Origin of the sequence: Shewanella sp. SP2S2-4 (assembly GCF_031932025.1) — a bacterium.
Taxonomy (GTDB): Bacteria; Pseudomonadota; Gammaproteobacteria; order Enterobacterales; family Shewanellaceae; genus Shewanella; species Shewanella baltica.
Window position 1 is genome coordinate 1 of sequence record NZ_JAUOER010000022.1, and the last position, 21,797, is coordinate 21,797.

Genomic DNA, 21,797 nt, shown 5'->3' on the forward strand with positions numbered 1-21,797 from the left:
TAGTCAACGTTTTGTTCTTTAAGATATTGCGCTATCTCTGTATTTTTCCTGTTGATTTGAGTAAATTGCTTTTGGGCTTTCTCAATATTTAGAATAATAGAATTTTTAAGTTCTGTATTATCTTTAGATACAGCTTCAAGCTTTGTTGTAAGCTCTTTAAGCTGTATTGAGAGTTGTTCTACTGTGGCAAGTTCATCTGCCGATTTTGATGTTGTCTGAGAGTTCTCTGAAGCGTTTACCACTGTTGATAGAATTAGCGCTATAAAAAATAGAGTTCTTGTTATCATATTGTGCTTTTGGGAATTGAAGTGCATCGTAACCACACGCTTAGTTAAATAAGCAACAAGATTAGCACTTTAATGGTCGTCTAGGCCTCAATGAAATACCAATGTGTTGGTATTGCAAAGTTTATCAATATGACGTAGGACACCCATACTTAAAGTAATGTGTGGCCACTAAATTAGCAAAGCCGCCAATACGGTTTTGTCCAAAAATCAGCTAGTGAATCACTCTACACCAGACTGATTCATCACTCCGCTAAAACATGCCCTTAAGCCCTGTTATCGGGTATTGGAGGGCATTTTTTTACCCTAAAATGAATCAAATCTCTTAAGAACTGATTCAAGCTCACTTCATGACGGCACATTATCAACATAACGAGTTTGTGATGGTGGCGCAGTTTCCTGTAACGCAAATTGCATCAGGCTGATGGCTAAATTAGGTCATCAATATGCACGGGAGTTGATTAGATTAAGCACTGGTTTGTCAGTGACCGTTCGTGACAGGGATGTCACGGTCGAGCCCTCAAGGATGAGTTTATGGCGTGTCACTGGAAAGCCTGTGCTTAATCATTTTCTGATTATTTACACATTGCCGCACACTCAGTACATGGTTGCTTAGTTGACACAATCAACCAATCTCGATATTGTTGATACAGTCAACTATATCGAGAGCCTTCTATGCCTTCTATGCCTTCATTGTCACTCAGTGAAACTTTGCACAGATTAGTGCATGCCTACAAAAAGCAATTGCGTAGTGATATTGCTGCACAAGAGATTGATTTACCTGTCACTCATATCCGAGCCTTGAAGGGCGTGTGTCGCAATCCTGAATCGACGGCCCAGTCTATCGCCCTGCGAATGCAGCGGGATAAAGCACAAATTACCCGTGTTCTTAATGAGCTACAGCAGAGTGGGTTGATCACTAAAATCGATAACCCTAAGGATGGCCGCAGCCAGTTGCTGCGACCCACGGCTGAGGGGGAAAAGATCATGACTCAGATCAATGCCTCAGAACGTAAAACCGTAGCGCGCATGACGCAGGCGCTCAGTTCAGACGAAGTCGATACTTTTATTAAACTTGCCAATAGGATCAGTAAAAGTGTGGATGATGCCGCTGCCGCCAAAAGTGAAACTGATTGCCTTACTCAAAAAGGACCATCTAGTAAGCCAAAAGATACGGCTGGAAAAGGAGCCATTGAGTTGCGCTTAACGGCAGAAAACGCAATAGGAGAAAATCATAATGAATAAACCTGCACCACGTGAGCTAGAAGTGATCCGCTCGACTTATATCACTCCGCATATGTTACGCATCACCTTAGGCGGTGCGGGATTGGCTGGATTTCCTGTCGATCAAGAGAGTGCCTATATCAAGTTGTTATTCCCACAAGCGGGTGAGCGTCCATTAATGCGAACTTACACTATCCGCCAGCAACGCGATGATGAAATCGATGTGGATTTTGTGCTGCACGATACTGACGGCCCCGCATCGAGTTGGGCGAAAACGGTGCAGGTGGGCGAACTCATTCAAATTGGCGGACCCGGACTTAAAAAACTGATCAACTTTGAGGCGGATTGGTTTTTACTCGCAGGTGATATGACAGCCTTGCCCGCCATCAGTGTGAACTTGGAACAATTGCCAAACAATGCAATGGGTTACGCTGTGATTGAAGTGCTAAGCGAAGCCGACATTCAGCCTCTTGTGCATCCCGAAAATGTTGAGCTGCATTGGGTGATTAATCCTGAGGCCGATCCCGAAGGTCGCCCTTTGGTCGAGCGAATTGCCCAATTACCTTGGCTTACTGGCGAGCCCGCCGTGTGGATTGCCTGTGAATTTAATAGCATGCGCGCGTTAAGAAGACACTTCAAGCAAGCGCATTCATTACCTAAGAGTCATTTTTATACCTCGAGCTATTGGAAAATCGGTTGTAACGAAGGTGAGCATAAGCTGCTAAAACAAGAAGATGAACAGTTAGAAAATGGGGCCAGTGTTTAAGCTTAAATCCTTTTTAAACTAACCGAGCCATTAAACAAGATAAGGTCGCCAAGTTTGATTTTGCGACCTTATTTTGTTTGCTACTTATGCACATTTGCGGCGAGTACGCGCATTCTATTGATGAACTAACTTACCGTTTTTTACTACATCTTTGCAGGGATTCACGCCGTAGGAATAGGCAAGTTGTGCAGGCGTGGCGATATCCCACAGACAAAAATCGGCTTGTTTGCCGACCACTAAGCTGCCGACGTTATCTTCAATCCCTAGTGCCTTGGCGGCATTGATTGTTAAACCCGCAAGCGCTTCCTCTGGGGTTAGGCGGAATAGGGTGCAACCCATGTTCAGCATCAGCAGGGTCGAGCAGATGGGTGATGAGCCGGGATTAAAGTCGCTGGCGAGCACCATAGGTACGTCGTATTGGCGCAGTAAATCGATAGGTGGTTTTTGGGTTTCCCGCAAAAAGTAAAATGCGCCCGGCAGCAGTACGGCGCAGGTGCCACTTTCACTTAAGGCTTTAACGCCTGCTTCATCTAAGTATTCAATATGATCCACAGACTTAGCGCCAAGACGTGCGGCCAGTGCGCTGCCGCCCATATTGGTTAGCTGCTCGGCGTGGAGTTTAATTTCTAAGCCCGCCGCTTTGGCTGCGCTGAGTACCCGTTCGGTTTGCTCAAGATTAAAGGCGATATTCTCGCAGAACACATCCACCGCATCGGCAAGGTTTTCGGCGATCACGGCGGGCAGCATCTTATTGATAATTAAGTCGACATAGCCGTCGCTATTGTCTTTATATTCTGGCGGAATCGCATGGGCGCCAAGGAATGTGGTCTTCACATCTACGTGGTGATGCTTGCCGAGCTCGCGGGCGACACGCAGGATTTTCAATTCAGTTTCAGTATCTAAGCCGTAACCTGATTTGATCTCAACCGTAGTCACCCCTTCCTTGGCCAGCGCGTTTAAGCGTTGACGGCCGAGTTCAAATAACTCTGCTTCATCCGCTTCGCGGCAGGCTTTAACGGTCGAAATAATACCGCCACCTGAGCGGGCAATTTCTTCGTAACTCGCGCCTTGTAGGCGTAACTCAAATTCATTGGCGCGATTACCGGCAAAGATTAAGTGGGTGTGGGCATCAATCAATCCTGGGGTGATCCAGCCGCCTTTGCCTCTGTAAACAGGAATGGACAACACATCGAAGGCGGGCAGTTCGCTGCGGGGGCCAAGCCAAGCAATTTTGCCATCTTTAACTGCGATGGCCGCGTTGGTGATCGCGCCATAAGGTGCTGATATGGAAGGGTCCATTGTGGCTAAGTTAACGTCAATCCAAACCTGATCCCAAGACATGTATTCCCCTCGCTGTGCTGGCAGATGTTAACCAAGTGATTAACGGTTTATTAAATTTATGTGAGCTAGCTTGTATTTACTTGTATATACAAGCTAGGATTGTAGCCGCTATTTTCACCGTTTGAAAGTGGCATGACAGACCCGTGTCTTTGTCGCCTTCGTCTGCGCCCCTTTAGCAAGCATGACTTTCGCAAGGGCACAGGAACAAGAAGCTGAATTTAAGAGGATGTGTTTTGGCTATTCCTAAGTTTGCAGAAATTAAGCAATACATTATTTCCTCTATCGAATCTGGCGAGTGGGAAGAAAACGCCCGCGTGCCTTCCGAGAATCAGCTGGCCGACTTATTTACCTGCAGCCGAATGACGGCGCGACGTGCGCTAACTGAGCTGACGGATAGCGGCGTACTCGAACGCTCCCAAGGGCTTGGCACCTTTGTGGCTGGGCGTAAATCCCAGTCATCTATGTTGGCGATTCGTAATATTGCCGATGAGATTAAAGACCGCGGTCACGGCTATAGCGTACAGCAATGGGTGTTAGAACAAACCGTTGCCAGCACGACTATTGCAATTTCCCTTGGGCTTGAGCGCGGTGCAAAGGTATTTCATTCGATCTTAGTGCATTGCGAGCAAGGTTTACCGCTGCAAGTCGAGGAGCGTTTCGTGAACCCCGAGTTGGTGCCCGACTATTTATTGCAGGATTTTACCTTGCAGACGCCCCACGAATATTTATCCCAAGTGGCACCGTTGACCGAGGCGCATCACACGATTGAGGCGATTATCGCCAGCGCCGAATTACAGCAAAGGCTTGAAATCCCCGCCACTGAGCCCTGTTTACAGATTTTACGCCGCACTTGGTCACGCCAAGGCGTCGTGAGTTTCGCAAAATTAGTTCATCCAGGTAGCCGCTTTAAACTCGGCGGCCACTTAACCTTTAGCAAGTAACGCCAGTGGCGTGATTAACAGATGTAAATCAGTCACTCTAATAGCTGTACCTTTATAAGTTAAAAGATAAAAACACAATAAAAACAATAGTGCTAACCCGTATTAGCGACTTAGCGAATACGAGTTAGCACCACAGGTTGAAAGAGGAAAATTCAATGGATAAGCGCCACGACCCAAGCCGCCGTATTATTGCACCGCATGGCACACAATTAAGCTGTAAGAGTTGGCTCACAGAAGCGCCAATGCGTATGTTAATGAACAACTTACATCCAGATGTCGCCGAGCGCCCAGAAGACTTAGTCGTCTATGGTGGTATTGGCCGCGCCGCCCGCGATTGGGATTGCTACGACAAAATCATCGAAGTCTTACAACGCCTCGAAGATGACGAAACCTTATTAGTGCAATCGGGCAAACCTGTGGGCGTATTTCGCACCCACGCCGATGCGCCGCGCGTGTTAATCGCTAACTCAAACCTAGTACCACATTGGGCGAACTGGGAGCATTTCAACGAGTTAGATAAGTTAGGTTTGGCCATGTATGGCCAGATGACGGCGGGTTCTTGGATCTACATAGGCACTCAAGGCATAGTTCAAGGTACCTACGAGACCTTTGTGTCTGTAGCGAAACAGCACTTTGAGGGTATCTCCAAAGGTAAATGGATCCTCACTGGCGGGTTAGGCGGCATGGGCGGCGCGCAAACGCTGGCGGGCACTATGGCGGGCTTCTCTGTGTTAGCCTGTGAAGTCGACGAGACCCGCATCGATTTCCGTTTGCGCACCCGCTATGTTGACAAGAAAGCTACTTCGCTCGATGAAGCATTAACCATGATTGAAGAAGCGAACCAAGCTGGCAAGCCAGTATCTGTGGGCTTATTAGCGAATGCCGCCGATGTGTTTGCCGAACTGGTTAAGCGCGGCGTTACACCAGATGTGGTAACCGACCAAACCTCGGCCCACGACCCGCTAAATGGCTATTTGCCACAGGGTTGGACTATGGCACAGGCCGCCGACATGCGTAAAACCGATGAAGCGGGCGTAGTGAAAGCGGCGAAAGCCTCGATGGCGGTGCAAGTACAAGCCATGCTCGACCTGCAAGCTGCCGGCGCAGCCACACTTGATTACGGTAACAACATTCGCCAAATGGCGTTTGAAATGGGCGTTGAAAACGCCTTTGATTTCCCTGGCTTTGTGCCTGCATACATTCGTCCGCTGTTCTGTGAAGGCATTGGCCCGTTCCGCTGGGTGGCGTTATCTGGCGATCCTGAAGATATCTACAAAACCGACGCTAAAGTCAAAGAACTGATCCCAGATAATCCACACCTGCACAACTGGTTAGACATGGCACGCGAGCGTATCGCCTTCCAAGGTCTGCCTGCGCGTATCTGCTGGGTCGGCTTAAAAGATCGTGCCCGTTTGGCATTGGCCTTTAATGAAATGGTCAAAAATGGTGAGTTGTCGGCGCCCGTGGTGATTGGTCGCGACCACTTAGATTCTGGCTCTGTTGCCAGCCCGAACCGCGAAACCGAATCTATGCTGGACGGTTCAGATGCGGTATCTGATTGGCCATTATTGAATGCACTACTCAACACCGCCAGCGGCGCAACTTGGGTGTCATTACACCATGGCGGCGGCGTCGGCATGGGCTTTAGCCAACACTCGGGTGTGGTGATTGTGTGTGACGGAACCGACGCGGCAGCAAAACGGGTTGGCCGTGTGCTGTGGAATGACCCAGCGACAGGCGTGATGCGCCATGCCGATGCGGGCTACGAGATTGCGAAAAACTGCGCCAAAGAGCAGGGCCTCGATTTACCTATGCAAGACTAGCCGATGCTAACGACTAAATAACAATAATAACTAAAAGCTTGGAGCTAAAAATATGAAATCTGTGAATCACTTAGTGTTAACGCCGGGCAGCTTGAGCCTAGCGCAATTACGCGAAATCAGCCGTCATAAGCTAACACTCGAACTCGCGCCAGAGGCCATTACTGACATCAACACCAGCGCGCAAATCGTGCAAAAAGTGCTGGATGAAGGCCGTACCGTTTACGGCATCAACACGGGTTTTGGCTTGTTGGCCAATACCAAGATAGCGCCCGAAGATCTGCAATTGCTGCAACGCTCAATCGTGTTGTCGCACGCCGCAGGTACGGGCCAATACATGCAAGACGCCACAGTGCGCTTGATGATGGTGTTAAAAATCAATTCATTAAGCCGTGGTTTTTCAGGCATTCGTTTAGAAGTGATTAACTTTTTAATCAGTTTAGTGAACGCCGAAGTCTATCCCTGCGTGCCAGAAAAAGGTTCAGTCGGCGCCTCGGGTGACTTAGCGCCACTGGCGCACATGTGTTTGCCTATGCTGGGTGAAGGCGAAATGAGCTATCGAGGTGAGTTAATTTCTGCCGCCGAAGGTTTAGCAATCGCCGGCCTTAAGCCAATCGATTTAGCGGCTAAAGAAGGGCTCGCTTTGCTTAACGGCACGCAAGCCTCGACTGCGCTAGCGCTGGAAGGGTTATTCCACGCTGAAGACTTGTTTGCGGCGAGTTCTGTGGTCGGTGCCATGAGTGTCGAAGCCGCTATGGGTAGCCGTAGCCCATTCGATCCACGTATCCATGCGGCGCGCGGCCAAAAAGGTCAAATCGATTCGGCCATGATTTTCCGTCATCTATTGGGCGAAGAGTCTGAGATCAGCTTAAGTCACGCTAACTGTGAAAAGGTGCAAGATCCTTACTCACTGCGCTGTCAGCCACAGGTGTTGGGTGCTTGTTTAACGCAAATTCGCCATGCGGCCGATGTGTTAGGCACTGAAGCCAACGGCGTAACCGATAACCCACTGGTGTTCCAAGACACTGGCGATATCATTTCGGGCGGTAACTTCCACGCTGAACCTGTGGCTATGGCGGCGGATAATCTGGCGATTGCGATTGCCGAACTGGGTTCTATTGCCGAGCGTCGTATCGCACTGTTAATTGATTCTAGCCTGTCGAAACTGCCGCCTTTCCTAGTGAAAAACGGCGGCGTGAACTCAGGCTTTATGATCGCTCAAGTCACTGCGGCAGCTTTAGCATCCGAGAACAAAACCTACGCCCATCCAGCGTCGGTAGACAGTTTACCGACATCTGCTAACCAAGAAGATCACGTCTCTATGGCGACTTTTGCGGCCCGTCGTTTACGCGATATGAGTGAAAACACTCGTGGTGTGTTAGCCATTGAATTGTTAGCTGCCGCGCAAGGGTTGGATTTCCGCGCGCCATTAACGCCAAGCGCGGCGGTTGCCAAAGCCAAGGCCGAATTGCGTGAAGTCGTCGCCTATTACGATAAAGACAGGTACTTCGCACCAGATATCGAAGCCGCGACAGACCTGTTATATACAGCGAGTTTTAACGCTTACCTGCCAGCAGGAACGCTAGCGAGCTTTTAAGCGTTTTAGCTCCGAGTGAGTAAACGACTAAGCCGTTGTTGACTCGGTTGACTCGGTTGAGTTGGGTGTATTGGGGCGCTTTTGCTGAAATACTCAGGATTAACTCCCCAACTTGCTAAACATAACTGCTGAAATAAAACAAAATGCAGGCATAAGTGGATTTCTTATGCCTTTTTCTTGAGTGTTTTGCCTTTTTCTTGAGTGTTTTGCCTTTTTAGCTCGATCCTCATCTTTGCCATTTTGGTGTGTTTAACACCGCCGACTCTGCATTTTTTGCGCTGATCTTTACATTGTCAATTTCAGTGGCTACTTACCCCTCAATGAACCGTCACTTTTGTGTTTTTATCCGCCATCGTTATACACATTTTAATATATAAAACTATTTTTAATAACCATATTGTTAGGTTGTGGGACAATATGGACCTGCATTGATAGACAAATTGTCCTTTTGGTATTATTGGGTTTTAACTCTTTAATTAAGTGTTTTTTACATTATTTAAAGTTTTTAATTTCAATATTATTTATTTATTTGGATTTAAGTTTTGTGATTGATTATTTGCGATCTCGATCTCATGTCATAATTTGTTATCTATTTCCTCTTTAAGGATAATCTTAAATTAAGTGTGGTCTTTAAGTGGGCCCACTCGATCGGTTGCAATTTTCACCACAGCAACCACTAGACTCATAACGACAAGAGTGTGAGAGGACGCAATGAACAGACGCCAGTTTTTTAGACTGTGTGCTGCCGGAGCTGCCACCTCAGCAATTTCTGCGTTGGGATTGATGTCCGAAAAGGCCTATGCGGCCGTTCGGGAATTCAAACTCATTAGCGCGAAAGAAACCCGCAATAACTGCTGCTATTGCTCAGTGGGTTGCGGATTGCTGATGTACAGCAAAGGAAGTAACGGCAAAAACGCCGAACAAACTATTTTCCATATCGAAGGGGATGCAGACCATCCAGTTAACCGCGGGGCCTTGTGTCCTAAGGGCGCTGGTCTAGTGGATTATGTCAATAGTCCCAATCGTCTTAAATACCCAGAGTACCGTGCGCCAGGCAGCAATGAATGGACACGTATCAGCTGGAGCGAAGCTTACCAACGCATCGCCCGCCTGATGAAAGATGATCGTGATGCTAACTTGATTGAAAAGAATTCTGCCGGGACGACGGTTAACCGTTGGCTTAGCACTGGGATGATGACCTCGTCGGCGATGCCGAACGAAGGCGGCTATATCACCCAGAAATTTGCACGGGCACTGGGCCTAGTTGCAATCGATACTATTGCGCGTAACTGACACTCTCCAACGGTAGCAAGTCTTGCTCCGACATTTGGACGTGGTGCCATGACCAACCACTGGATCGATATTAAAAATTCTAATTTGATCATTATCATGGGCGGTAATGCTGCGGAGGCTCACCCTGTCGGATTCGGCTGGGTTACAGAAGCTATGCAACATAACAAGGCTAAACTTTTGGTGGTCGATCCTCGCTTCACCCGTAGCGCCGCTGTGGCCGATTATTATGCGCCGATCCGTTCGGGCACAGATATCGCCTTCCTGCTCGGGGTGATCCGCTATCTTATTGAAACCAAACAAGTGAACTACGACTATGTGAAGGCTTATACCAATGCCAGTTACATAGTGCGCGAAGACTTCTCCTTTAGTGAAGGTCTGTTCAGCGGCTTCGATGAAGAAACCGATAGCTACGATAAAGAGTCTTGGTACTACGAGTTAGACGAACAGGGTTACGCGAAAGTCGATCCTAGCTTCGAGCATCCACGCTGCGTGTGGAACTTAATGAAGCAACATGTAGATCGCTATGACTTTGAAACAGTAAGCAATATTACCGGTACGCCGATTCCGGACTATGAGATGGTTTGCCAGCAAATTGGCAGCACTCATACCCACGATAGAGCCGCCACTTTTATGTATGCCTTAGGTTGGACTCACCATACTAAAGGGGCGCAGAACATTCGCTCTATGGCTATGGTGCAGTTGCTGCTGGGTAACATTGGGGTGTTGGGCGGTGGCGTTAACGCACTGCGTGGTCACTCTAACGTGCAAGGCGCGACCGATATGGGTTTATTGTGCCAAAGCTTGCCTGGTTACTTGAAGTTACCGAGTGAAAAAGACACTGATCTTAAGACCTATCTCGATCGTTACACGCCTGTCGCCTTGCGCCCAGGTCAAACCAACTATTGGCAAAATTACCCTAAATTCTTTATTTCACAAATGAAGAGCTTCTGGGGCGATAACGCCACGGTTGAAAATGACTTTGGTTATGACTGGGTGCCTAAGTGGGATAAACAGTACGACTTTACTAAGCACTTAGACATGGCTTTCCACGGTGAAGTGAATGGCTACATTATCCAAGGGGTTAACGCCATTAATTCCATGCCGAACCGCAATAAGGTACTCAAAGCTCTGAGTAATCTTAAGTACATGGTGGTGCTGGATGCCTTGGCAACGGAAACCGCAACCTTCTGGCAAAACGCCGATGGCTTCAACGAGGTGAATCCTGCTGAAATCATGACGGAAGTGTTCCGCTTACCGACGACGTGTTTTGCCGAGGAAGAAGGTTCCATTGTCAACTCTGGACGTTGGATGCAGTGGCATTGGAAGGGCGCTAACCCGCCGGGTGAAGCCAAGCCAGATGCTGAGATCCTCTCCGGCGTCTTGATGGCGATGCGTGAACTGTACAAACAAGAGGGCGGTAAATTGCCTGAGCCAGTGCAAGCGATAAGTTGGGATTACCACAATCCTTACTCGCCGCATGCCGAAGAAGTTGCTCGCGAGCTTAACGGTAAGGATCTCGTCACTCAGCGTCAGCTCAGTAGCTTCTCTGAACTCAAAGCCGATGGTAGTACTGCTAGCGCCTGTTGGATTTATGCGGGTTCTTGGACCGAAGAAGGCAACCTGATGGCTCGCCGCGACAACCATGATCCTTCGGGTAAAGGTGTCACTCCGGGCTGGGCATTCGCATGGCCAGCAAACCGTCGTGTGCTGTATAACCGCGCTTCTTGCGATATCAACGGTAAACCTTGGGATCCAAAACGTACTATCGTCGAGTGGGTTGACGGTAAGTGGCACGGTATCGATGTGGGCGACTTCAACATGAAGTTAACACCACAGGAATCCGCTGGCCCCTTCATCATGCAGCCCGAAGGTGTGGGTCGATTCTTCGCCCTTAAGTTGTTGGCCGAAGGCCCGTTCCCTGAGCACTACGAGCCGATGGAGTCGCCTATTGGAGTGAATCCGCTGCACAAAGTGACCAGTAACCCTGCGGTACGTATGTTGCCAGGTGTGAAAGAAACCTTAGGTTCACATAAGGACTTCCCTTATGTGGCAACCACTTACTGTGTAACTGAGCACTTTAATTTTTGGTCTACTCATGCCCGTTTGGCAGCGATTTCTATGCCGGAAACCTTCGTCGAAATCGATGAAATGTTGGCGGCAGAAAAAGGTATCGCCAATGGGGATTGGGTCACTGTCAGCTCTAAACGTGGCAGCATTGAAACCAAAGCCTTAGTGACTAAACGTCTGCAGCCGTTAAAGGTGAATGGTCAGTTAGTTCATACCGTCGGGTTACCCCGTCACGGCAGCCATAATGCGCTCACTCGTAAGAGTTACTCCTGTAACGTGCTCACCACGGAAGTGGGGGATGCAAATACACAGGTGCCTGAGTTCAAAGCATTTTTGGTTAACATCACTAAAGCTAAGGGGCTCTGATTATGGCATCACAAGACATTATCCGCCGCTCCGGTACTTCAGCGGTGACGCCTGCGGCAAAGGGGCGTAATTCGTCAGAAAAGGTCGCCAAGCTGTTCGACGCCACTAAGTGTAATGGCTGTAAAGCCTGCCAAGTGGCGTGTTCTGAGTGGAATGATTTACGGGAAGAAGTGGGCACGTTCCAAGGTAGTTACCAAAACCCTATGTCGCTATCGGGCCAATGTTGGACCCTGATGGAGTTCCATGAGGTGATGGAAAGCAACAAGCTGCGTTGGCAATTTACCCACTCGGCCTGTATGCACTGTGCCGACCCTGCCTGCTTAACTGCCTGTTCGACCTCGGGCGCGATTATCCAGCACGCCAATGGTGTGGTGGACTTCGATTCGGACAAGTGTATCGGCTGCGGTTATTGCGCCAGTGCTTGTCCCTTCGATGTGCCCAAAATCGATCCTAAGGACAACAAGGCCTACAAGTGCACTATGTGCTCTGACCGTTTGGCCGTGGGATTGGAACCTTCCTGTGTTAAGTCCTGTACCACAGGGGCGCTGCGTTTTGGCACCCGTGAGGACATGTTGTTTTACTCGCAAAAACGGGTCGAAGAACTGAAGGAAAGGGGCTTCGCTAAGGCAGGACTCTATAACCCTGAGGGTGTAGGTGGTACGGGTATGATGATGATATTGCACGATATCAATCAGCCCGAAAGCTACAACATGCCGGATAACCCGCAGATCCCGCTGTCACTGACTCTGTGGCAAGACTGGGTCAAACCTTTAGGCACTATGGGCATTCTTGCCACTGCCGCTGTCGCTTGTCTGCATAAGATTACCGTCGGTCGCAACATAGTGGAAGAGGACCAGCCGGGTTATCAACCGCCAGAGGAAGAGGCTAAGCAGGAAGAGGAGGCCGACAAATGAGCAAGCATGATAAGCAAGAAATGATAGTGCGTCACAAGCTGTTCGATCGCATCTGTCATTGGTTCATTGTCGCAGTTGGCCTAGTGACCTTTCTCACTGGCTTCTCCTTCTTCTATCCGTCGTTTCAATGGTTGGGGGCGATAGCGGGCACACCGCAATTGGCGAAGTTTATTCACCCTATTGCGGGCTTGATGATGTGCTTACCGCTGATGTTGATGTTGGTGCGTTACTACAAACACAACAAATGGGAAAAACACGATCTCGCTTGGATGCTCGCCATCAAGGATGTGATGTTCGAGAACGAGGAGAAAATCCCGCCTATCGGCCATTACAACCCAGGGCAAAAGGTATTGTTTCGCGCTTTCGTGCTGACGTCTGTCACTTTAACCGTGACGGGGATCATCATGTGGCAACCGTATTTTGCGCCCTATTTCTCCGCCACAGTAGTGGGTTGGGCCATTCTGTTGCACGCCATTTGTGCGCTCATCATGTTGATTTTTGTGATGGTGCATTTCTGGATGGCGACATGGGTGGAAGGGTCGGTCACGGGCATGCTTTACGGCAAAGTCTCTAAGGCTTGGTGCCGCAAACATCACCCTGTGATGTTGGATGAACATTCGGACGTGGAGAAAAAATAATGAGTCATACAGCCGAGATACCTCTGGTCCCCGGCAGCGAATCGCCGCTGGAACTAAAACCGTTAAAAGCGGCAGATCCCCAAGCTGTGTATCACAGACGGGCGCAGCGTTTGTTGTCGTTGGCCAAGGACTCGCCGCTGGCCGACTACTTTGAGCTATGCCGCCGTGTGGTTGCGATTCAGGCCAGATTGGCGGCGGAGGCTGACTTCGGTCAACTGCTCGCTTGGGGGAAAGATGAGGCGACTCCGCTTTCCCGCTTGGGCTCAGAGGCAGATAGCTATTGGCAAGGACTGCTACAGCAACTGTTAAGTGATTTGTTGCCGCAGGTGGATGAGGATATGGCGCGAGTGCTGCGGTTGTTGATGCAGCAATCTCCAGAACAACTCACCTCGTGGGGCAATGCGTTGCGTCAGGGACATATGAGCGCAGTGCCTGCGCGCTTCAGTTTGTTTATCTGGGCGGCGATGGGGGTCTACTGGTCCCACTGGGCGCCTATGGTGATCAAACGAATAGACCAACGCAAGGTGGCGCAGCAAAGCCTATGTCCGATTTGCGGTTGTCATCCGGTCGCGAGCGTAATCGTGGATGAGCCGAGGGCGGGTCTGCGTTATCTGCATTGCAGTTTGTGTGAGAGCGAATGGCATTACATTCGTGCCCATTGCACTAGCTGTGGTCAGGATAAGGAGATGACCCTTTGGTCATTTGACGATGCCAATGCGCAGGTGCGTATCGAGAGCTGCGACGAATGCCATGGTTACACTAAGATGCTGTTCGTTGAAAAGTCACCGCTGATGGATGTGGCGGCCGACGACTTAGCGACCTTGATGCTCGACAGTGAGCTAAATGCCAAGGGCTTTGGGGCGACCACGGTCAATCCATTGCTGCTGGCCCACGAAACTGAGCAATAACCAAAGTCGGGAAGGGCTCACTGAGTCCTTCCCCTTATATTTATCAAGATGATACAAATGATGATCCAAGTACCCGATACACCCCAAGCCCTGTACCGCGCGCTGCCGTCGATGGACAGTCTGCTCGCCGATGCGATATTGGCGCCCCTGCTGCAAAGCTATGGTAAAGCGGCGGTAAAGGCGGCGCTGGATAGCCAGTTACGCACGGCGCGTGAGCTGATAGCCCAGGAGCGACGTTTACCCGCTTGGTGTGCTAACCCGTCATTATTGAACGGATATTTGGTTGATCAATTGTCTAAGGACTATAGCCATAGTCTAAAACCCGTGTGGAACCTCACGGGAACCATACTGCATACCAATCTTGGCCGCGCCCAGCAGTCTGAAGCGGCCATTCGTGCCGTGACCTCTGTGATGCGTTATCCGACGCCGCTGGAATTTGAGTTGGCAGCGGGTGAGCGCGGCCATAGGGATAATGCCATTAGTGGGTTAATCCAGCGCTTAACAGGGGCTGAAGCCTGCTGCGTGGTGAATAACAACGCCGCCGCTGTGTTGCTGATGTTGTCGGCGGTCGCAGCGGGTAAAGAAGTGATCGTCTCCCGCGGCGAGCTGGTGGAAATTGGCGGCGCCTTTCGCATTCCTGACATTATGCGCCAAGCGGGCTGCACCTTAGTGGAGGTCGGCAGCACTAATCGTACTCACCTCAAGGACTATGAGCAGGCGATCACTGAGAATACCGCTGCCATCATGAAGGTGCATACCAGCAACTACCATATCAGTGGCTTTACCGCTTCGGTGGATGAGGCCAGATTAGGCCAACTCTGCCGCGATCGTGGGGTTGCGCTGATCTCGGATCTTGGCAGTGGTTCACTCACCGACTTACGCCGTTTTGGCCTAAAACAAGAGCCAACCCCCCAAGCCATGTTGGCGGATGGGGTTGATCTGGTTAGCTTCTCTGGCGATAAACTCCTCGGCGGCCCGCAATCGGGCCTGATTGTCGGTAAGCAGGCGTTAATTAATAAGCTTCAAAGTCATCCGCTCAAGCGTGCATTGCGCTGCGACAAGCTGATTCTAGCGGCGCTCGAGGCGACGCTGATCCACTATCTCAACCCCGAAACCTTAGATCGGGAACTGCCGATTATGGCCAAGTTTGCCCGCAGCCAAGCAGAGTTGCGCCAGATTGGTGAGCGCCTGCAGCGCGCCTTAGCGCCACTGTTTGCCCCGAGCTATGGCATAGAGCTAGTGGAGTGCCAAACCCAAGTCGGTAGCGGCTCGCAGCCAGACACCTTTTTACCCTCAATCGCCCTGTGCTTTAACGCGCAAGAGGGCGGCAGTCTAACGCTGCTCGAGCAGCATTTTAAGCAGGCGCAGCGGCCTGTGATTGGTCGAATGACCCAAGATCAACTTCGTCTCGACTTGCGGGGTATCGATGATGAGGCCGAATTATTGGCTGAACTCAGCACCTTAGGTGTGCAGCTATGATTATGGTCACCGCGGGCCACGTCGACCACGGCAAGAGCACGTTGATCCGTGCCTTGACGGGGATGAACACCGACAGGCTCCCCGAAGAAAAACGCCGTGGCATGACTATCGATCTCGGTTACGCCTTTATGCCACTGCGAGATGGCTCTCGTTTAGCCTTTATCGATGTGCCCGGCCATGAAAAATTCATCAATAACATGCTGGTGGGCGTGAGCCATGTGCGCCACGCGCTGCTGGTGTTGGCCTGTGACGACGGCGTGATGCCGCAAACCCGCGAGCATCTGCAAATCCTCGCGCTTTTACCGCTAAAAAGTTTGACCTTAGTGCTGACCAAGCGGGATTTGGTCGATGACCAAACCGCCGCCAAGTTGATCCTAGAGGGAATCGCGCTGCTTGCCGAATACGGTATCGAGGCCAGTGGCGTATTTGAGGTTTGCGCGAATGATGCAGGCGATACGGGGGTAGACACCCTTAAACAACATATTTTAGAGATCGCCGAGCAGCAATCGACCCAAGCGGAAGATGCCAGCAGCTTTAGGATGACGCTCGATCGCGCCTTTAGCGTTAAAGGCGCCGGCTGTGTGGTCACTGGCACTGTGATTAGCGGCAGTGTGTGTATCGGCGATAGCCTCTACAGCTCTGGGCAAAAAGCAAAATTACGGGTGCGCGGCATTCACTGCCAAGGGATGGAAGTCCACAGGGCCTTAAGTGGCACTCGGGTCGCCTTAAATCTTACCGGTGTCGATAACCACAGGGCGCCCGCCCGCGGCGACTGGTTAAGCAACCTGCCTCAGGCTGAGCTGTGCGCCAGACCCGTAGTGCAAATTCGCAGTTTCGAACCCATCAGCCATTGGCAAAATGTGCATTGTCACCACGGCGCCGAGCATACCTTAGGGCGAGTATCGCTTCTGGATGAAGCCGATGAGCAGGGGCGTTATCTGGCCGAAATTGTACTCGATAAGCCGCTGCTGCTGTGTCAGGACGATCCGATAGTGCTCAGGCATATTGGCGGCAAGCAAACGCTGGGTGCGGGACGGGTGCTGGCAGTAAAAGTCCCCAATCGTAAGAAGCGTACGCCGGAGCGTGTCAGCAAGTTGCAACAACTGGCTAAGCTCTCCAATCCGGTGAATGTGCTGGCGTTACTCGGCCAGAGTGAGGCGCTCAGTATTGATGAAATCCGTTGGCGCTGGCAGCTAACCGATGAAGGGCTCGCAGCTATGCTGGCGCAGGCGGGGCTGACTCGTCTCGGTACCTATGGGCTATCGACTCAGTTACTTGAGCAAGAAAAACAGCAGTTTATCGAGCTGTTACGTGAGTATCACCAACAGCATCCCGACCAATTAGGGCTTGGGCGTAATCGTCTGCAACGTATGAGCCACAGCATATTACCCAACGAGCTTGCCAATAAGGTGCTCGATAGCCTCTGCCAAGATGGGCAGATGGTGCTGCGCGGTGCCTTGCTGCAGTTGGCGGATCACAGAATTGTCCTCGATAGCGAGGCGCAGCAGTGCTGGCAACGCTTGGCTCCTTGGTTGGCGCAGCAAACGTCCCCTGTGTGGGTGACTGAGATGGGGGAATATCTGGAACTCGAGCCCGCCAAACTCAGATTGCTGTGCTTTCAACTGGTGCAACAGGGCTTTATTACCGCGGTGGTGAAGGACAGATATCTGCTGAGCGAGCAGTTGTGCCATTACGCCAATTTGGTGCGTGAGCATGTGGAAACCCACGGCAAGCTTGAAACCGCAGAGTTTAAGGATCTAATTGGCCTTGGCCGTAAGGTCAGTATTCAGCTGTTGGAGTTTTTTGACCGCAGTGGTTTTACTCGTAGGAAGTATCGCAGTAACAGTCGGGAGATCCGGGATGGGGAACTGTTTTATTCCCATGAGAATTGGCGGAAGAACATAGGAGTCGAACCTACCCAGGACTGCTGGCAGCCCTACCCGGATTTGAAATCCGGACGCCTCACCGGAGACGACGTTCTTCCAATAGAAGACCTAGGGATAGTAGAAAATGCGTAAAGATGATTCAAGGCGATTCGTATTTAGTTTATGGGTTTGTGATACAAGTCTTAAATTGTTATCAAACTAATTGTTTTTATTTGGTTTTGTAGTTTTTAGAGGGCGCTATGGAATATCATTCACACGCTGTGGTTACAGAGAGAAACGTAGTCCTGTTAGAGCTGGGACAGGCATCGGATTTGACCGATTATGTCGCCAACGAGGTGCGTGTGGCACTGGTGTACAACGGCATTTCACACACTGTGATGTTAGCCAGCCCCGAAAACCTCGAAGAGTTTGCCATTGGCTTTACCTTGTCGGAGCGGATTGTTTCCCATGTGAATGAAATTAAAGGCGTGGATCTCGAATTCACTCCCGAAGGCGTGCTTATTCAAGTGGAAATCACCCAAAGATGCTTTATGGAACTCAAGCAGCACAGGCGCAATATGGCGGGGCGAACTGGCTGTGGTCTTTGCGGTGTGGCTCAGTTGGAAGAGGCGGTTAAGCCCGTTATCCGCGTCGACTCGGACGCCAGATTTAATATCGATCACCTGCAGTTTGCCCTCGAACAAGTCAAAGATAATCAACAACATTTTAAGCTCACGGGTGCAACGCATGCGGCCATGGGCTTAGATCAAGATGGACAAATCATCGCCGCCTTTGAAGACATTGGTCGGCACATTGCACTGGATAAATTAATCGGCGGATTCTCAATGTGTAAGGCACAGCGTCCTGTCGCCGTATTGCTCACCAGCCGTGCCAGTTTCGAAATGGTGCAAAAGGCCGCCAGTGCCAATATCCAAATTCTGTTTGCTATGTCCGCCGTGACTTCACTGGCGTTGGAATTAGCAGAGAAAAGCAATATCACGCTTATCGGTTTTTGCCGCAATGGCAGGGCAGCGCTCTACACCCACGGTTATCGACTGTTGGGACAGCACTGCGCTAGCTTAGCCAAAGCCATTTAAGCGTGAGGCCACTTAAGATTGGCGTTGTATATAACAACCTAAATCATTGTGGCATAAAGGTTATAAGCGCATTGTGCTTATTTTTTTATAGTCTCGTTCATTAGGGTAATGACATGACATGGCAACAATTTAAACAAGAATATTTAGTCCGTTTTTGGGCGCCTATGCCCGCGGTAATTGCCGCCGGTATCCTTTCTACTTACTATTTTGGCTTAACTGGCACCTTCTGGGCGGTGACGGGGGAATTTACCCGTTGGGGCGGACATTTGATGCAGTTTTTAGGTGCAGAGCCTGAAACCTGGGGTTATTTCAAAGTGATAGGTTTACAGGGATCTCCTTTAGATCGCATCGACGGCATGATGATCATCGGTATGTTTGGTGGCTGTATTGCGGCGGCACTCTGGGCCAATAACGTCAAATTGCGTATGCCACAGAGCCGTATCCGTATTGCTCAGGCACTGATCGGCGGCATTATTGCTGGCTTTGGTGCGCGTTTGGCTATGGGTTGTAACCTTGCAGCCTTCTTCACGGGTATTCCGCAGTTCTCTTTGCATGCTTGGTTCTTTGCTCTGGCGACCGCTGCGGGCTCTTACTTTGGTGCAAGATTTACCTTACTGCCTATGTTCCGTATTCCGGTTAAGCTGAAGAAGGTAAATAAAGCGACTTCGATTAAGCAGGATGAAAATCAGGCTCGACGTCGTTTCCGCATCGGTATGTTAGTGTTTGTCGGCATCGTCGGTTGGGGCTTATTGACTATGTTCAATGCGCCTAAACTCGGCATAGCTATGCTTTGCGGAGTCGGATTTGGTCTGTTAATTGAACGGGCACAAATCTGCTTTACCTCAGCGTTCCGCGATATGTGGATCACTGGTCGTACTCACATGGCGAAGGCCATTATCTTAGGTATGGCGGTCAGTGCGATAGGCATTTACAGCTATGTGCAACTGGGTGTGCCCCCCAAAATCATGTGGGCGGGTCCTAATGCGGTGATCGGCGGCTTGCTGTTTGGTTTTGGTATTGTGCTTGCTGGTGGTTGTGAAACGGGCTGGATGTACCGTGCAGTTGAAGGCCAAGTGCATTTCTGGTGGGTCGGTTTAGGCAACGTGTTAGGTTCGACTTTACTGGCGTATTACTGGGATGACCTAGCTCAACCTTTAGCGACCAACTGGGACAAAGTGAATTTATTAACCAGCTTTGGTGATAAAGGCGGTTTATTGCTGACCTATGTGCTGCTGGGACTTTCCTTTGGCGCTATGTTGTTATGGGAAAAACGTTTCTTTGCTCGCAAGGCGAAGCGTGATGAACAATTGCTAGCGGAGGCGGCGTAATGAATCAATATGTTCCAGATTATCAACTCGATATGGTGGGGGAACCTTGCCCTTATCCTGCTGTGGCCACCCTTGAAGCTATGCCTAAGTTAAAGCCCGGTGAAATTCTCGAGGTGATCAGTGACTGTCCGCAGTCCATCAATAATATTCCTCTCGATGCTAAAAATCATGGCTATAAAGTGTTAGAAATTGAGCAGAATGGACCAACGATTCGTTATCTGATCCAGCGTTAGTGACTGATTTTCACTGAGGCGTAAAACTGAAAAAGGCACAAACATAAGTTTGTGCCTTTTTCTATTTCCTTTGGAAATACAATTAACTTCCTTTTGAAAAGTTTCCTGTAGTCGATATCTAACCGAGTTAACTCAGGCTTAGCCTTGGCAATCTATTGGCAGATATTCGTCGGGAATGTCGCTACTGCTGCATACCCAAGTGATATTGCTTTGCTCATCAACTTGTGGCGATAGATAGACTTCGTAGCCTTGATAATCACCGAGGGCTTCGCCTCCGACAAAGCCGACTATGCCATCTGTGTACAAATTAAATTTCGCAATCTGCTCGTCCGTGAGTCCAAGCACATCCAATTCGGTTGGCCAAGCTTTGTTGGTTTGATAGTAACCGGCTAAGATGTCGGTGATCGGCGTTAATGCTTGGTGCTGCTGATCGATACTGGCAATGGCGAGTGTTGCGTCAGGCACAGTCATAGCTGCTGGTGTCGCTTCGGTTGCGGCCGGGGCTTCATAACTCGTGGCGGCACTCATCTTTTCTTGATATTGCTTGTACGCTGGCAACGCAACTGCGGCGGCAACACCAATAATCGCAGCAAAAATAATGAGTCCACCGCCTGCTGTGCCCATGCGTGGCATAAAGAGGCTAAATACAAATGCCCATGCACTGCGTGATGGCGGCGTGTATTCCGTTCCCTGCGCTTTGGCGTCGACTCTTGCCATACGTTTAGTCAGCCAAGGATAGCTGCCGTTAAGCTCGTGCAGTGACATCCAAAAACCACTCGATTCGCGAGCTTGGCGGATATATTGATCCACATTCATACGTTTCCATTGCTCTACGCCAGCGGCTAATACGGCGACGGCATTGGTGGCAGAATGTAAGCTGTTGCAGCAACGTAACCCGTGGAGATCGCAGGTATATTCGCAGGCGCGAGAATAAGCCGCACCCACTAAAGGCAACCAAGTGGCGAAGACTAAAAAGGGGGCCTTGCCAATATGATTGCGACGAATATGGCCTAATTCGTGGCCGATATAGAAGTTAAGTGCATCTTTATCGGACTCAAGCGCATCCACAATCGATGAAAATAGCACTATATAGTTACGGCCGAGGAAGCGGGTTGCCAGCGCGTTGAGCATGCCATCGGCGGCCAACAAGTAAGCTCGTGGTGGCTCTTTCATTTCTAAACGATCGCAGCATGCTAAATATTGTTTATGTAATTCAGGGAATTGCTCAGCATTGATTTCGACAGCCGTCCCTTTTAGGTAGCTAATAAAAGCGGAGTGGCTGAAAAGATAAATAATGAAAAACATCAACACATAGAGCAGGGCCATGCCCAAAGTACCTATGATCAATGCTGCCCAGACGATCCCTGAGATAATCGCTAACAGAGTGAACAGCGATTTTTCCTTCGAATAGACAATATCTGTCATTTGGATGGGATTATCTTTCCCTGCGGTTGGGGTAATAACTTGTTCCATGTTGATCCTTTTCCTAGTGAAGTGACAAGCGGCGTGAAAATAGTCAATTTCGCTCGAAAATTCAACCACTATCACGCGTAATGCCAAAATTAACCGTTCTGTGATTCGGTTAAATCAGCATTAAGCGCAACTGGGGTAGGAAGCTTGTGTCAGGATCTTGCGG

16 protein-coding genes, 1 tRNA gene and 1 pseudogene are annotated in these 21,797 nt (G+C 49.9%); 14 read left to right on the top strand and 4 right to left on the bottom strand.

Going from position 1 to position 21,797, the window contains the following annotated elements; all coding sequences use genetic code 11:
• The coding region (locus Q4Q54_RS16080; protein WP_311988959.1) for a hypothetical protein at window positions 1–287 on the bottom strand (287 nt) is incomplete at its 3' end.
• Between the two features lie 672 nt (window positions 288–959).
• Here Q4Q54_RS16080 and Q4Q54_RS16085 point away from each other — a divergent pair.
• Both Q4Q54_RS16085 and Q4Q54_RS16090 read left to right on the top strand, forming a co-directional pair.
• Window positions 960–1,529, top strand: coding sequence for a MarR family winged helix-turn-helix transcriptional regulator (locus Q4Q54_RS16085; RefSeq protein WP_311988960.1), 570 nt, complete (start codon window positions 960–962; stop codon window positions 1,527–1,529).
• Window positions 1,522–2,274 carry a siderophore-interacting protein gene (locus Q4Q54_RS16090; protein WP_311988961.1) on the top strand — a complete coding sequence of 251 codons (753 nt, stop codon included), beginning with the start codon at window positions 1,522–1,524 and terminating at the stop codon, window positions 2,272–2,274. Before Q4Q54_RS16085 ends, Q4Q54_RS16090 begins: the two co-directional genes overlap by 8 nt.
• Before the next feature lie 114 nt (window positions 2,275–2,388).
• On the opposite strand, the gene hutI is transcribed toward Q4Q54_RS16090, so the two are convergent.
• The gene (hutI, locus tag Q4Q54_RS16095; RefSeq protein WP_311988962.1) at window positions 2,389–3,615 is read right to left on the bottom strand and encodes an imidazolonepropionase; all 1,227 of its coding nucleotides are present in this window, start codon (window positions 3,613–3,615) and stop codon (window positions 2,389–2,391) included.
• 233 nt (window positions 3,616–3,848) lie between these two features.
• On the opposite strand from hutI, the gene hutC reads away from it, so the two are divergent.
• From hutC to selB, 9 genes and pseudogenes are all read left to right on the top strand, one after another.
• Window positions 3,849–4,556: a histidine utilization repressor gene (gene hutC, locus Q4Q54_RS16100; RefSeq protein ID WP_259521658.1), complete on the top strand. Its 708-nt coding sequence runs from the start codon at window positions 3,849–3,851 to the stop codon at window positions 4,554–4,556.
• Between the two features lie 155 nt (window positions 4,557–4,711).
• The gene (hutU, locus tag Q4Q54_RS16105; RefSeq protein WP_311988963.1) at window positions 4,712–6,379 is read left to right on the top strand and encodes a urocanate hydratase; all 1,668 of its coding nucleotides are present in this window, start codon (window positions 4,712–4,714) and stop codon (window positions 6,377–6,379) included.
• A gap of 52 nt (window positions 6,380–6,431) precedes the next feature.
• Window positions 6,432–7,973 (top strand): histidine ammonia-lyase, encoded by a 1,542-nt coding sequence (hutH, locus tag Q4Q54_RS16110; RefSeq protein ID WP_311988964.1) that lies wholly within the window; start codon window positions 6,432–6,434, stop codon window positions 7,971–7,973.
• A 711-nt stretch (window positions 7,974–8,684) separates the two neighbouring features.
• Complete coding sequence (gene fdnG, locus Q4Q54_RS16115) at window positions 8,685–11,699, top strand: formate dehydrogenase-N subunit alpha (RefSeq protein WP_311988965.1); 3,015 nt, start codon at window positions 8,685–8,687, stop codon at window positions 11,697–11,699.
• Between the two features lie 2 nt (window positions 11,700–11,701).
• The gene (gene fdxH / locus Q4Q54_RS16120) at window positions 11,702–12,613 is read left to right on the top strand and encodes a formate dehydrogenase subunit beta (protein WP_310795622.1); all 912 of its coding nucleotides are present in this window, start codon (window positions 11,702–11,704) and stop codon (window positions 12,611–12,613) included.
• Window positions 12,610–13,251, top strand: coding sequence for a formate dehydrogenase subunit gamma (locus tag Q4Q54_RS16125; RefSeq protein ID WP_006084873.1), 642 nt, complete (start codon window positions 12,610–12,612; stop codon window positions 13,249–13,251). Before fdxH ends, Q4Q54_RS16125 begins: the two co-directional genes overlap by 4 nt.
• Window positions 13,251–14,159: a formate dehydrogenase accessory protein FdhE gene (fdhE, locus tag Q4Q54_RS16130; RefSeq protein ID WP_311988966.1), complete on the top strand. Its 909-nt coding sequence runs from the start codon at window positions 13,251–13,253 to the stop codon at window positions 14,157–14,159. The genes Q4Q54_RS16125 and fdhE overlap by 1 nt, the downstream gene beginning before the upstream one ends.
• A 57-nt stretch (window positions 14,160–14,216) precedes the next feature.
• Window positions 14,217–15,638, top strand: a complete 1,422-nt coding sequence (selA, locus tag Q4Q54_RS16135; protein WP_311988967.1) for an L-seryl-tRNA(Sec) selenium transferase — start codon at window positions 14,217–14,219, stop codon at window positions 15,636–15,638.
• A gap of 2 nt (window positions 15,639–15,640) precedes the next feature.
• Window positions 15,641–17,434: pseudogene (selB, locus tag Q4Q54_RS21670) on the top strand (selenocysteine-specific translation elongation factor); the annotation flags it as partial.
• Window positions 17,435–17,527: 93 nt separating this feature from the next.
• On the opposite strand, the gene Q4Q54_RS16150 reads toward selB, so the two are convergent.
• A tRNA-Sec gene (locus tag Q4Q54_RS16150) sits at window positions 17,528–17,622 on the bottom strand.
• 141 nt (window positions 17,623–17,763) lie between these two features.
• Between Q4Q54_RS16150 and fdhD the strand changes: the two genes are divergently transcribed.
• From fdhD to yedF, 3 genes are all read left to right on the top strand, one after another.
• Window positions 17,764–18,600 (top strand): formate dehydrogenase accessory sulfurtransferase FdhD, encoded by an 837-nt coding sequence (gene fdhD / locus Q4Q54_RS16155; RefSeq protein ID WP_311988969.1) that lies wholly within the window; start codon window positions 17,764–17,766, stop codon window positions 18,598–18,600.
• 113 nt (window positions 18,601–18,713) lie between these two features.
• A complete protein-coding gene (gene yedE / locus Q4Q54_RS16160) occupies window positions 18,714–19,928 on the top strand; it encodes a selenium metabolism membrane protein YedE/FdhT (RefSeq protein ID WP_311988970.1) in 1,215 nt (404 codons plus the stop codon).
• Window positions 19,928–20,161: a sulfurtransferase-like selenium metabolism protein YedF gene (gene yedF / locus Q4Q54_RS16165; protein WP_006084883.1), complete on the top strand. Its 234-nt coding sequence runs from the start codon at window positions 19,928–19,930 to the stop codon at window positions 20,159–20,161. Before yedE ends, yedF begins: the two co-directional genes overlap by 1 nt.
• Window positions 20,162–20,299: 138 nt before the next feature.
• Here the strand turns inward: yedF and Q4Q54_RS16170 are convergent, their stop codons facing one another.
• Complete coding sequence (locus tag Q4Q54_RS16170; RefSeq protein ID WP_311988971.1) at window positions 20,300–21,634, bottom strand: M48 family metallopeptidase; 1,335 nt, start codon at window positions 21,632–21,634, stop codon at window positions 20,300–20,302.
• Window positions 21,635–21,797: the final 163 nt, after the last annotated feature.